This is a genomic window from Mangrovibacterium diazotrophicum (assembly GCF_003610535.1).
Lineage (GTDB): Bacteria > Bacteroidota > Bacteroidia > Bacteroidales > Prolixibacteraceae > Mangrovibacterium > Mangrovibacterium diazotrophicum.
This window is the reverse complement of the sequence record NZ_RAPN01000001.1, coordinates 1,243,482-1,255,458: the sequence shown is the minus strand read 5'-3', so window position 1 is coordinate 1,255,458 and position 11,977 is coordinate 1,243,482. Positions and strand designations below refer to the sequence as shown.

Annotated in this window: 12 protein-coding genes; 10 read left to right on the top strand and 2 right to left on the bottom strand. The window is 45.3% G+C overall.

Features of this window, described 5'->3' with window-relative positions:
- Window positions 1-36 precede the first annotated feature (36 nt).
- Complete coding sequence (locus BC643_RS05050; protein WP_120272063.1) at window positions 37-1,245, top strand: glycoside hydrolase family 88 protein; 1,209 nt, start codon at window positions 37-39, stop codon at window positions 1,243-1,245.
- Window positions 1,246-1,273: 28 nt separating this feature from the next.
- Window positions 1,274-2,602 (top strand): BNR repeat-containing protein, encoded by a 1,329-nt coding sequence (locus tag BC643_RS05045; protein WP_120272062.1) that lies wholly within the window; start codon window positions 1,274-1,276, stop codon window positions 2,600-2,602.
- Window positions 2,603-2,641: 39 nt separating this feature from the next.
- Here BC643_RS05045 and BC643_RS05040 read toward each other — a convergent pair whose 3' ends face one another.
- Window positions 2,642-3,124, bottom strand: a complete 483-nt coding sequence (locus BC643_RS05040; protein WP_120272061.1) for a hypothetical protein — start codon at window positions 3,122-3,124, stop codon at window positions 2,642-2,644.
- Window positions 3,125-3,249: 125 nt separating this feature from the next.
- Here BC643_RS05040 and BC643_RS05035 point away from each other — a divergent pair, with 125 nt between their 5' ends.
- Both BC643_RS05035 and BC643_RS05030 read left to right on the top strand, forming a co-directional pair.
- Complete coding sequence (locus BC643_RS05035) at window positions 3,250-3,966, top strand: hypothetical protein (RefSeq protein ID WP_120272060.1); 717 nt, start codon at window positions 3,250-3,252, stop codon at window positions 3,964-3,966.
- Window positions 3,967-4,081: 115 nt separating this feature from the next.
- Window positions 4,082-4,501 carry a TOBE domain-containing protein gene (locus BC643_RS05030; RefSeq protein WP_120272059.1) on the top strand — a complete coding sequence of 140 codons (420 nt, stop codon included), beginning with the start codon at window positions 4,082-4,084 and terminating at the stop codon, window positions 4,499-4,501.
- 207 nt (window positions 4,502-4,708) lie between these two features.
- Here BC643_RS05030 and BC643_RS05025 read toward each other — a convergent pair whose 3' ends face one another.
- On the bottom strand, window positions 4,709-6,298 hold the full coding sequence (locus BC643_RS05025; protein ID WP_120272058.1) for a purple acid phosphatase family protein: 1,590 nt from the start codon (window positions 6,296-6,298) through the stop codon (window positions 4,709-4,711).
- A 452-nt stretch (window positions 6,299-6,750) separates the two neighbouring features.
- Between BC643_RS05025 and BC643_RS05020 the strand changes: the two genes are divergently transcribed.
- The 6 genes from BC643_RS05020 to BC643_RS04995 all read left to right on the top strand — a co-directional run bounded on the left by BC643_RS05020 (window position 6,751) and on the right by BC643_RS04995 (window position 11,960).
- Window positions 6,751-7,953, top strand: coding sequence for an ABC transporter substrate-binding protein (locus tag BC643_RS05020; protein ID WP_120272057.1), 1,203 nt, complete (start codon window positions 6,751-6,753; stop codon window positions 7,951-7,953).
- Complete coding sequence (gene tsaA / locus BC643_RS05015) at window positions 7,950-8,453, top strand: tRNA (N6-threonylcarbamoyladenosine(37)-N6)-methyltransferase TrmO (RefSeq protein ID WP_120272056.1); 504 nt, start codon at window positions 7,950-7,952, stop codon at window positions 8,451-8,453. Before BC643_RS05020 ends, tsaA begins: the two co-directional genes overlap by 4 nt.
- Before the next feature lie 10 nt (window positions 8,454-8,463).
- Entirely contained in the window at window positions 8,464-9,159 is a 696-nt protein-coding gene (locus BC643_RS05010) for a GTP-binding protein (protein ID WP_211337988.1), read from the top strand.
- Window positions 9,156-10,151 (top strand): ATP-binding cassette domain-containing protein, encoded by a 996-nt coding sequence (locus BC643_RS05005; RefSeq protein ID WP_211337987.1) that lies wholly within the window; start codon window positions 9,156-9,158, stop codon window positions 10,149-10,151. The genes BC643_RS05010 and BC643_RS05005 overlap by 4 nt, the downstream gene beginning before the upstream one ends.
- A gap of 128 nt (window positions 10,152-10,279) precedes the next feature.
- Window positions 10,280-10,873: an RNA polymerase sigma factor gene (locus BC643_RS05000; RefSeq protein ID WP_120272055.1), complete on the top strand. Its 594-nt coding sequence runs from the start codon at window positions 10,280-10,282 to the stop codon at window positions 10,871-10,873.
- Between the two features lie 67 nt (window positions 10,874-10,940).
- A complete protein-coding gene (locus BC643_RS04995; RefSeq protein ID WP_120272054.1) occupies window positions 10,941-11,960 on the top strand; it encodes a FecR family protein in 1,020 nt (339 codons plus the stop codon).
- Window positions 11,961-11,977: the final 17 nt, after the last annotated feature.

Sequence of the window (11,977 nt, the reverse complement as noted above, 5' to 3'; positions counted from 1 at the left end):
ATGAAATAATCAACGATCAATATAAATATTCAAACTATGTATAGACAGTTCCTATCTTTTTTACTCTTACTCGGGCTTTTTAACGGTTGCGCAACGCCGGAGCCAAAGGAAAAACCGCTCGGTCAGCTGGTCGACGAGTCGCTTGAATTTGCGACACAACATAGCTTGCTGATGGCAGAATCTTTGAAAGACCAGCCGGATCGATTACCGCAAACAATCGATAAAGAAGGGAAGTTGGTAACCTGTAACTCGGCCTGGTGGGTGAGTGGCTTCTTTCCGGGTGTGCTTTGGTATTTGTATGAAAATACGCCAACTGATACACTGAAAGATTGGGCAACCAACTACACCATGCGGGTGGAGGATCAAAAGTACACTACCGACAATCACGACGTTGGTTTTATGATCTTCTGCAGCTTCGGAAATGCCTACCGGTTGACCGGTGATACCCTTTATCGTGATGTGATCCGCACCGCTTCGAATTCGCTGATTACGCGTTTCAACCCAACGATTGGATGTATTCGTTCGTGGGATTATGCGCCGTGGAGTGCTAAATGGCAGTACCCGGTCATCATTGACAACATGATGAACCTCGAAATGCTGGAGTGGGCCTCCAAAGCTTTTGACGATACCATTTATAGCCATGTTGCTGAAACCCATGCCAACACAACGCTGAAAAATCATTTTCGAGACGATTTCAGTAGCTATCACGTCGTTTCATACGACACGATCAGCGGACAGCCTGAAAAGAAAAATACCGCGCAGGGCTATTCTGACGATTCAGCCTGGGCACGAGGGCAGGGGTGGGGCTTGTATGGTTACACCATGATGTACCGCGAGACAGGCAACGAAGCGTATTTGAAGCAAGCAGAAAATATCGCTGACTTTATCCTGAATAACCCCAATCTACCTGAGGATAAAATTCCCTATTGGGACTTTGATGCCCCGGACATTCCCAATGCCAAACGCGATGCATCTGCCGGAGCAATTATCTGTTCGGCTTTAATCGAGTTGAGTCAATATGTTTCAGCTGAAAAATCAAAAGCTTATTTGAGTGTTGCTGAAATGCAACTGCGCAGCCTGAGTTCTCCGGCTTACCAAGCGAATTTGGGTGAAAACGGCAATTTCATTCTCGAACACAGTGTTGGCCACATGCCGAATGGCACTGAAGTTGATGTGCCGTTAACTTATGCCGATTACTACTATGTTGAGGCGCTCTTACGAATGAAAAAGTTATTGAATAAATAGATCCATCGATCTTGTAAATTGATCAGAAATGAAGTTTAGTAGCAAGTTGTTTCTTTTGATTTTAATTGTTGCATTGGCTGCATGTGCTCCGGAAAAAAAGCCAGTTGTTGCGTTTACCTCCAAACTGGTTCCGGTAGGTGAGGGATGGGCTGAGAATAGTGTTAATGCCACAATTTTTCGCAAAAATTCAGTGGTCTCATCGGCTAATTACCAGTTCGTAGCTTACTATGATAGCACCGCTCATGTTGTTTTGGCGCGCCGGGAGCATAACACTGAAAAATGCGAAGTTTACCGAACCCAGTACACCGGAAATATTCGCGATGCCCACAATGTGATCAGCCTGATGGTTGATGGCGAGGGATATTTGCATCTCAGTTGGGATCACCACAACAATCCGTTGCATTATTGCCGCAGCCTGGAGCCGGAAAGCCTGGAGATGGGAGAGATGGTGCCGATGGTTGGCGAAAATGAGCAGGTGGTTTCTTATCCCGAGTTCTACAAAATGGCCGACGGTGGTTTGTTGTTTGCCTATCGCGATGGCGGCTCGGGGAATGGTAACCTGGTACTAAACCGCTACGAATTGACTTCCAAAAGCTGGTCGCGCTTGCAGACCAACCTGATTGATGGTGAAAGCCAGCGTAATGCTTACTGGCAGCTGTTTGTCGACCGGCAGGGGACGATTCATGTTTCCTGGGTTTGGCGCGAAACACCCGATGTGCATTCCAACCACGATATGTGTTACGCCTGTTCAAAGGATGGTGGGTTGACCTGGCAGAAATCGACCGGCGAAGAATACCAGTTGCCGATTACAATGGCTTCCGCTGAAATTGTCAAAGCCATTCCGCAAGGCAGCAATCTGATCAATCAAACATCGATGACGACAGATGCGGATGGAAATCCGTTTATTGCGACTTACTTCAAACAGGTAGGCGACAGTTGTACCCAGTTTTACATTATTTACCGGCAAAAGGGTGAGTGGAAAGCATCGGCCGCGACTAAGCGCACGCTCGATTTTGAATTGGGAGGTGTGGGGTCACGCAGTATTCCCATCAGCCGCCCGCAACTTATGATTCTGAAATCGGGAGAAGCGCAGCAATTAGTGCTGATTTACCGCGATGAGGAAGTCGATAATAACGTCGTGTTGTCAACGTCGGAATTGGCGGATCAATTGGAATGGTCGACTCAAATTGTCAGTCCTTACCCGGTTGATCGCTGGGAGCCGTCTTATGATACAGAGCTGCTGAAAGATCAGAATAAACTTCAGCTGTATTTTCAGCGGGTTGCCCAGGGTCAGGCTGAAACAACAGTTCCTTTGCCTCCGCAACCGGTCGGAATTCTTGAACTCGAAATGAATTAATGATATAGAAATCCTTCGCTTGGCGAGGGATTTTTTTTTTTAGTCTTCGAAGTTAAAATCGTCGGGATTGAAAGGGATGTCATCATCCGGTCCTGCATCGTCCGGGTTGACTCCCGGAGGGTTGAACAAGCCCCAGCGGTCGATCATGTAGTTGCTTTGATCGAACGACGCCACCCAATCAATAAAAAGCAAGCGGTATTCTTCGACCAGATCGCGTACCATCTTGTAATACTCAACTTCTTCGAAATTAAACATTTCCAGGTTGTGGTATTGCACAATCAGGTTGTGCGCTGCTTTCCGGATGATGGTGGCGCATTCCATTTTAACATCGTATAAGGCACCCGCTTCAGCACCGGCAACTTTTACCATGAGCAAAAGGGAGTCGGTCAAAATTTCTTTTTTTACCATTTGCAGGTCGGTGTTGTTTTCCGGGATCAGATCTACAATCTTGGAAACCAGTTCATAAATCTCTTCTCCTTTTTTATAGATCGGTAGATCTTTTGTTTGTTCGTTTCTCTGCATTCTGCCTTTTCTAATCTTTTCTGATTAATACAACGTTAAAACTTGGTTTTCATTTTATATCATCCTATTAAAATTGAACGCTCGACTATCATTTTTGAATAATTTAGTGCAAAACCTCATTCGCCATGATCTATCTAAAAGCAGCCTTGGAGCTTAAACAGCTGATTCGCAAGGTGAACCATTTGCAAATTCAAAAAGAGTCGACCGTATTAGACCATAAAAACAGTATGTTTCTATTTACCGGTGGAAAGCTACTCGCAGAAAAAGCAATGGATGAATATTCCAATGACTTCGTATTGGCAACCTTGGCCAAATACCCGGAAGCTACGTCGTTTGTTATGACCGATTTAGCAACAACGGATTTAAAGGATCGTAAATTAACCTATTGGTTGTATAAAGGCTATCACGTCGGCCTTGACAAAGGCATGGTTTATTACCAGCCTATCGAAGAGCAAAATTTAAGAAAGGTTGGGCGGATTCAATTCAGCAACCTTGAAACCAATATTTTCTTGCTGCATCAGGCGCCGGATTTTGAAGAAAGTTCGGCCAACGCCATGGAAACCGACGAAGAGATTGAAGGTGGAAAAGCCATCGTCTTTTTGGTTGGTAATATGAATGAGACTCGATTGCTTTACGACATCCAACGCCTGATCTTCGACTCGGCCAATAATGTCCAGAACCATAAGAGTCTTTCCTTCAAGTTTATTTTGAATGTGAGTAAGTTTGGTGGTAAATCGTCTGACGATTTTAAAAAGAAACTCAACGAAATCGAGCTCTTTACCCGCGATAAAGTGGCGGCCGAATATGCGAATGCCCGCTTTGTCTTCGACCTGGAAAATTAGAAAGCACGCTTGATTTTTTTTCGTTTAAGTTCTGTAACAGCTAATTGAAGAGGGGAATATTAACTGCCTTAAACTATCTTGGACACAAATACGCACGATTTTAAAAAAAGATTGTATGAAAATAAGTTCGCAAAATCAGCTTAAAGGCGTCATTGTTGCCATCACCGAGGGAATGGTGAATTCGGAAGTTGATATTGAATTGGATAACGGAATGTTCATTGCTGCGGTGATTACCAACAGTGCCGTTGAAAGCTTGGGTCTGGAACGCGATGCGGCGGCTTTTGCCTTTATGAAAGCGTCGAATGTGATGATTGGTATTGGTGATTTTCAGGTTAGTGCCCGAAATGTACTTCCCGGGAAAATCAGTGCCATCAAGGATGGTATCGTCAATAGCCAGGTGGAACTGGACTTGGGAGGCGGTGTTAAACTTACATCAGTTATTACAAAATCGTCGGTCGACCATTTGGAATTAGCCGTTGGGAAAGAAGTGTCGGCCATCATTAAGGCATCTTCGGTTGTGTTAGGCGTTGAATAAACTCTTCCGTTAACATAGGCATCGTACTTATCCAAAGGTTTCGGGTATTGTAACTGAATTTTTATCGTTTTTTAGAATTGCTGTCGTTGGTATAGCTTTTCATCTTTTTTGTCGTAGGGCTTTTGTTTGAACACATGTTGTGCGTTTTGATGCCGGCGCCGGTATAAGGTATATTTGTTAAGTGGTTAAATTTCAGTGTTTTAAAATTTAGTTTTGTTGCTTTTCTTCTAAAACCTGTCCCTGTTCTCCGACCTTGAGCCGAAATTTCAATTCTCCGTTTTGGAGCCTTATATCGTAAAACAAATTACCTTCCTCGTTTTCGCGAATATCGATTTTGTTGATTTCAAAGTCAGGGTACTTATTGCTGATATCATTTTTGATATCGAGCGGTAGTTTGTCGTCATAAGAAATGGTATTGTGATGGTAACGGGCGGCGATTGCCTGCTCCTGAAGATCCACCAATGTGTTGGGGCCGTTCTTGTGCTTTACTAGGTCGAAAGCATCATAGAGATCGCCCGTTGCCGTCAGCGACCGGTAGTGTATAGTGTCTTTATTGACTGTAATCGTTTGCACCAGCTGCGTATTTTCTGCAGCTCGTTCCTGGTCGGCTTCCCAGTTTTCCCAGCCGTTTTCGCGCAATTTGTACATCTTGCCGCCACTTACCGATACCACGTAAACGGATCCGGTTTGATCGCGCTTGTTTACGCCCGATGTCAGGTTGTATTCATCCGGTGATACCCGACCGCGGGCATAACTGTGGTCATGGCCCTGTAAAACCAGATCAACGCCGTATTCGTCGAATATTGGTTTCATCAAATTACGCCATTCCTCATTATCCCGGCCTTGCGAGGCTGAGTAAAGCGGGTGGTGAAAAGTAATAATGGTCCAGCGATTCGGGTTGTTAGATAGAATGGTTTTCAACCATTTGGCTTGTTCTTCGTGGTAAATATTCGAGTTTAAGGCGATTATCCGAACGTCTTGGAAGTCGGTAAAGTATGTGGTTTCTTTCAGTTCGTCGATATTGGTTGGTCCGTTTTCTGGTAAGGCAAACTGAGGGCGCCATTGGATTGAGAGCACCTCCTGATCATTGTCCTGACCCTCGTAGAGCGGTTCGTACTCATGATTTCCGGCAACCGGAATAGCAGGAACCATGCTGTGGATAAAGCTTCCGGCGCGAAACCATTCCTCCCACTGTTGTTCGCTGTGCGCGGTCGATACCAAATCGCCGGCATGAATGATGAAACGCGCATCGGGGGCTTGTTGAAAACCTTGACGGATCAGTCGGGACCAAAGCTCGAGAATGTAGTTCTGTGCGTCGCCTACATACAGGAACGAAAAGGGATCGTTCGTTGTCGAAGCAGTTCTAAACTGAATCCATTCGCTCCAGTGTTCACCGTCGCCTACCCGGTATGCATATAGGCTGTTGGGCTCCAACCCGTCGAAAGTAACGGAATGGTAGTTGGCAGCAAAGCCTGCATCTTTCACCTCCAGTCCATTTATGTGTTCGGTCCGAGCCTTAATTTGTTGGGAATTACGCCAGAATTTAGGTGCTGGGGTTGCTTTGGCGATCTCGGCAAAAGCTTCTGTAATCTGCTCATTAGTTCTCCAGCATACACTGGCAGTTGTTGTCGGATCAGCTCCATAGTTGATCATTATGCGGTCTGGGTGAACAGTGGGAGCCATCCATGCTGGTTCGTATTTGGGAGCGTGGTAAACCACCGGTTTTTGTGCACTTAATGCATTCTGAAAAATGCAAAGACAAAAAAATAACGAGAATTTGATAAGATGGCGTGCCATGGTGGAGTCGGATTATTTGTTTTGATCAATCGTAGTCTCCGGCAAGACTTTCCCAAATTTACTTGGCCGGAACCGGAGTGCAAGGATAACAATTGCCTGTAACCACACGATCAATGACTAGTTACAAAACGATTACTTTGCAGGGGGCTGATTTGACAAATTTAGGTCTCCGGTAATCACATTCGGATTGAACGCAAAACCTAACTGGATTGTAACCTCTTTCCCATACATTTTAGTTGATTTTTGTTTTGGAAATCCTACCAAAATGTATGATCTGGAAAAGTGGTTTTTTGTAATTGATTGATCATCAGTTTGCCATTAGTGCCTTTTGTTTTTTGGCGCGTTATCTGTTTTATGAATAACAACAATTGACATTGATTGAATTTGAAGAACCGATTTTAGAAGAAACAGCCTGTTTTTTCCGAGATCCAATTTCATAAAATAGATCACTTATGCTGATTACTCCAAACGATACCATACAGAATATTGCAGAAAGCCATCCGGAGCTGGTTCCGGTTTTCGAAAAGAATGGCTTAGGCAGCTACTTTACTCCGGCCAACCTGAAAAAGATAGGTCGTTTTACCAGGCTTGGAACTTTATTGCGCTCCTCAAAACTGGATGTGGATACTTTTATCGCTATGTTGAACCAGTCATTGACCGATACTACGGCTTCGGTTGAGAGTGATAAACCACTCGATCAGTTGCATTTTATGGCGATGTTGCCCTGCGGGCTTCGTAACCCGTTCAAGGATTTTATCGAGGCTCACGTGTTGGAGCATCCAACAGAATACGCGGGACTGGACTACCTGACCGAAGGAAATGTGAACCACGAGCTGTCGTATTACCCGATGCTCGATCATGTGTCGTCGGCAGATGAGTTGCCGGACATCATGCTGGCCTCCGATGTGAATAACTTCTTTCACCGGCCGTTTCAGGAACGGTTCGTAGGTAAAGGAATTTTTGAGACTTTCACCCCGTACACACCGAATCCTTACCTGGAAAAAGCGGGGTTTGCCGATCCGTCGGGCAATTACACCATGCTTACAGCCAACATGCTGGTGATGGCCGTGGATACCGAGCGGCTTGGGTCGATCCCGATGCCAACGGTTTGGTCCGATTTGCTTACTGAAGCTTTTGTGGACGAGATTATCATGCGGGGCGAAGATGATTTCTTTTGCAATGCGATCATGTTGCCATTTTACAAGGAGCATGGTTTTTATGCCATCCGGCAGATGGCGCAAAACATTCGCACCGGCAAACACCCCGCCGAAATGGTAAAGCTGGCCGACAAGGGTGGGGAAGATGCTGCGACTGTCTACATCATGCCTTACTTTTTCGCCAAGAAGATTAAGAACCCGAAAGTGAAACTGCTGTGGCCTGAGGACGGTGCAATTGCCAGCCCGGTGTTTATGATGGTCCGTAAATCGGCCATGGAAAAGCACAGTTCACTGCTAAATTTCCTGCTGTCGAAAGAAACCGGCGAACTGCTCGTCAGTCGCTTTTTCCCGGCAATTCACCCCGAAGTGGAAAATACCTTACCGGAATCAGTAAAATGGTTGGGTTGGGATTTCCTGAATAAGCACGACATTGGTAAATTGAAGGACGAAATCCGCGACGTGTTTATGGAAGTGTGGAAACAAAAGGCAGTTGTATGATTGAAAACGAATTGAATAAAATATACTTTGACCCTATTGGGTTGATACGAACGCCTCACCAGAGTTTGGTGAATATGCCGATTCAACCGGTTGGCGCCAATGGACTGGAAGGCTTTGTTGAGCTGAAACCCGAGTTGCAGCAAGGCTTGACTGATCTGGACGGCTTTTCACATGTCACGCTAATCTATCACCTGCATGAAGTGAAAGGACACGAATTGATGGTGAAGCCTTTTATGGACGACAAGCTGCATGGCATTTTTGCAACCCGTTCGCCCAAACGTCCTTGTGCCATCGGTTTGTCGACGGTGAAACTGGTGAAAATTGAAGGCAACAAGGTTTACTTTGAAGGGGCGGACATGTTGGATGGAACGCCATTGCTGGATATGAAGCCTTTCTTTCGCCAAACTGATAACCGACCTGATGCAGTGTCCGGGTGGCTGGATGAAAAAGACGAGCGCATGGCACACAGCCAACGCTCTGACGATCGTTTCACCAAATAAGGAATAAGCTATGGATGAAATTCGACTGATCACTATTGCCGGCCCACCCTCGTCGGGAAAAACTTCGGTTATTCTGAAAATGATCGAAAGTGTGGAGGGCCTGAAATGCCAGTGTGGAGTCATTAAGTTCGACTGTATCAGCTCACTGGACGAGGAGCGCTACACGCAAGCAGGAATCACTGCTCAAACGGGAATTGCCGGAAACCTGTGTCCTGATCATTATTTTGTGTCGAATATCGAGGCTTGTCTGGCCTGGGCGAAAGAAAATCAATTCAATACCCTGATCACCGAGAGTGCCGGTTTGTGTAATCGTTGTGCACCGCACCTGAAAGAAATGATGGCCATTTGTGTGCTCGATAACCTGAGCGGCATCAATACGCCCCTGAAAACCGGGCCCATGCTGAAATTAGCCGATGTGGTTGTGGTGACCAAAAGCGATCTCGTTTCACAGGCGGAGCGCGAAGTGTTTCGCTATAAGATTCAGCAGGTAAATCCCAAAGCAACTGTACTTTTCATTAACGGCATCACCGGTCAGGGAGCCGATAAACTAGCACGCATGATTGGTTTGGCCAAATCGGTTAGCAATGCCGAAAGCCTGAAGCTTCGGTTCTCTATGCCGGCCGCCTTGTGTTCCTATTGTTTAGGCGAGACCCGTGTGGGAGAGGATTTCCAGGTCGGGCTAAATCGTAAAATTAAACTGTCATGAGTGCATCCCACGATATCATCGATCAACCTTTGTCTAAAGTAGTAACGGAATGTCCGATGGTCAGTGACTTTCTGCAGGTTTACGGTCTGGTGGTGAACGGCCACAGTTTTAGGGAAACAGTTGCTCAACTTCCGGTTGAATTTTGGACTGACTTTGAAACCTCCGCTGAAGAACTGACCGGGCAGTTTCTCGATTTGGTAGAAGGGATTCTGGAGGTCGAAGCAGTGCAACAGATTCATTCGCTCGAAGTGCTGTCTGGTCAGAATAAACGAGGTGAACAGGAAGCTTGTAGTTTATTGATCAAGCCAGGGGAGATCACCTGCATTGTTGGCCCCACCGGATCGGGCAAAAGCCGACTGCTGGCCGATATTGAGTGGCTGGCCAACGAAGATACGCCCACCAAACGCAAAGTGCTGCTGAACGGTGTGCTGCCCGATGAAAACCTGAAAAGCAGTTTCGGCGGTAAACTCATAGCCCAGATCACCCAAAACATGAATTTTGTGCTTGATATGGATGTGCAAAGCTTTCTGCTGCTGCATGCACAAAGCCGCTTCCTGGAAAATGCCGAAGAAAAAGTAGCCGAAGTGATTGCATTGGCCAACGAACTTTCCGGAGAAGGTTTTCAACCCGACACACCGGTTACTTTCCTTAGCGGTGGCCAGTCCCGCGCCCTGATGATTGCCGATGTAGCCTGCATTGGTCAGGCTCCCATTGTGCTGATCGACGAGATTGAGAATGCCGGCGTAGATAAACGCAAAGCCTTGGAGTTGCTGGTTAGCCAGGAAAAGATTGTGCTGATGGCCACGCACGATCCTTTACTCATTCTTCAAGCCAACCGACGTGTCGTGATTCAAAACGGCGGTATGCACAAGATCATCACCACCAACGAACAGGAAAAAGCCTACTACCACGAGTTGTTTGAGCTGGACCGAAAAATGCAGAAAGCGAGAAATTTTTTTCGTCTTGGAAATGAGTACTTCGGTAGCTTCTAACCAGGAAGCAGCGCTCCTTTGATTGTTTGGGCCACTTGCGTTTTCTGAAAATTAGCGTAAGTTTGCATAAAACTCAATGTTTTGTTGAGATGTAAACGTACTAACTACTAGCAAACTAAACTAACTATTTGGTAAGACAAGATTCCATAATATGGGATGAGTTTAAGCGAGGGAATGAAGAGGCATTTTCCCGCATCTATCATCAATATTTCCAAATCCTTTATCAATATGGCTTCCGTTTCACTCAAAATCAGGAGTTGATCGAAGACGCTGTTCAGGATCTCTTTGCAGACCTGTTTAAAAACCGGTTGACCATTGGTGCGACGGACAACATCAAACTGTTTTTACTAAAGTCTTTTCGCCGAAAATTACTTCGGCATCTAAAAAAGGAAAGTCGGTATACCGAAGAGTCTGGCTCTGAAATCAATTTTGGCATTCATCTTTCTCCGGAGGATAATTTGATCCTGGGCGAATCAGAACAGTTGAAATGGATCCGGTTTAATAGAGCCTTGGAAAGGTTGAGTCATCGACAGCGGGAAGCGGTTTATCTCCGCTTCAAAAAAGAACTCGATTACGATGAAGTGGCAGCAATCATGGAAATGAGTGTAGAGGCCTGCCGAAACCTGATCTACCGGGCTGTTAAGTCCATCCGGCAAATGCTAGAGGAAGAATCCTTATCCGCGGCAATGCTCTTTATTTATGGTATCTTAAAAAAAGATTAATTTTTTTCTATTTCCGTGATGATGTTTTCTACTTGGGTGCCTTATCTAGTTATGTAACCCCCAAAAAATGGAAAAGTACAGCAAATATACGACCGATGATTTCGTGATGGACGGAGAATTCAGAGCCTGGGCTTTGGGTAAGAACTCCGGAGACGAATCCGAACAGTGGCCGGTATTTTTGGAACGTCATCCTGAAAAGAAAGCTGAAATCGATCAGGCGATTTTTGTATTACAGGGTTTTGAGAACCTTTCGGAAACTTCAGCTTCGCAGGAACAAATCAAACGCATTTGGGCTAATGTCAGGACACAAGCAGCACAGAAACGCTCTCTGCGCCTTATACATTTCATGCGTTATGCAGCCATTTTTATCATTGCACTCCTAATTGGTGCTTGGGGATATAAAACTGTTTATTCCGTTGATTCAGTCGATGTTGTTGCGTCGAATGAAATCTTTGTTCCTCAGGGAGAGCGGTCTGAAATCGTGCTTTACGATGGTACCAAAGTGTGGTTGAATTCAGGAACTCGGTTCCGGTTTCCAACTTCCTTCTCGAAGAATGAAAGACGAATTTTTTTGGATGGTGAAGCCTTTTTCGATGTTACACGTAAAGATAACGGTAAACCTTTTATTGTAAGTACACCGGGTAAGGTAGATATAAAGGTGTTGGGCACCCGGTTTAACGTGAATGCTTATGCTGAAGACAAAAACGTTACTGCAACATTGGAAGATGGCGAAATATTGGCGGTTAACAATGTGACTCATGAAGAAGCCGACTTACTCCCTGGCGATCAGCTCTCGATGGATATTTCAACCGGTGAATCAACTCAGCGAAAAGTTGATACCGACTTATACACTTCATGGAAAGAAAATCTCTTGCGTTTTCAGGATGCCAGCTTCGAAGAAGTTGTCAAGAAAATGGAGCGCTGGTATGATGTTGATATAACAGTAGAAAGGAACCTAAACGTCACCAAACTTTATACAATGACCATTAAAACGGAAAGTTTACGTGAAATGTTGAATTTATTGTCCTATACAACACCAATGAACTATGAAATAAACGAAGACCAAGTATTTATTAGTCATCGCTAAGAAAAAAAGGAAAGTGC

Excerpts from the sequence above, each read along its gene's own strand:
- BC643_RS05050 (WP_120272063.1), top strand. The coding sequence starts at position 37 with ATGTATAGACAGTTCCTATCTTTTTTACTCTTACTCGGGCTTTTTAAC.
- BC643_RS05045 (WP_120272062.1), top strand. The coding sequence starts at position 1,274 with ATGAAGTTTAGTAGCAAGTTGTTTCTTTTGATTTTAATTGTTGCATTG.
- BC643_RS05040 (WP_120272061.1), bottom strand. The coding sequence starts at position 3,124 with ATGCAGAGAAACGAACAAACAAAAGATCTACCGATCTATAAAAAAGGA.
- BC643_RS05035 (WP_120272060.1), top strand. The coding sequence starts at position 3,250 with ATGATCTATCTAAAAGCAGCCTTGGAGCTTAAACAGCTGATTCGCAAG.
- BC643_RS05030 (WP_120272059.1), top strand. The coding sequence starts at position 4,082 with ATGAAAATAAGTTCGCAAAATCAGCTTAAAGGCGTCATTGTTGCCATC.
- BC643_RS05025 (WP_120272058.1), bottom strand. The coding sequence starts at position 6,298 with ATGGCACGCCATCTTATCAAATTCTCGTTATTTTTTTGTCTTTGCATT.
- BC643_RS05020 (WP_120272057.1), top strand. The coding sequence starts at position 6,751 with ATGCTGATTACTCCAAACGATACCATACAGAATATTGCAGAAAGCCAT.
- tsaA (WP_120272056.1), top strand. The coding sequence starts at position 7,950 with ATGATTGAAAACGAATTGAATAAAATATACTTTGACCCTATTGGGTTG.
- BC643_RS05010 (WP_211337988.1), top strand. The coding sequence starts at position 8,464 with ATGGATGAAATTCGACTGATCACTATTGCCGGCCCACCCTCGTCGGGA.
- BC643_RS05005 (WP_211337987.1), top strand. The coding sequence starts at position 9,156 with ATGAGTGCATCCCACGATATCATCGATCAACCTTTGTCTAAAGTAGTA.
- BC643_RS04995 (WP_120272054.1), top strand. The coding sequence starts at position 10,941 with ATGGAAAAGTACAGCAAATATACGACCGATGATTTCGTGATGGACGGA.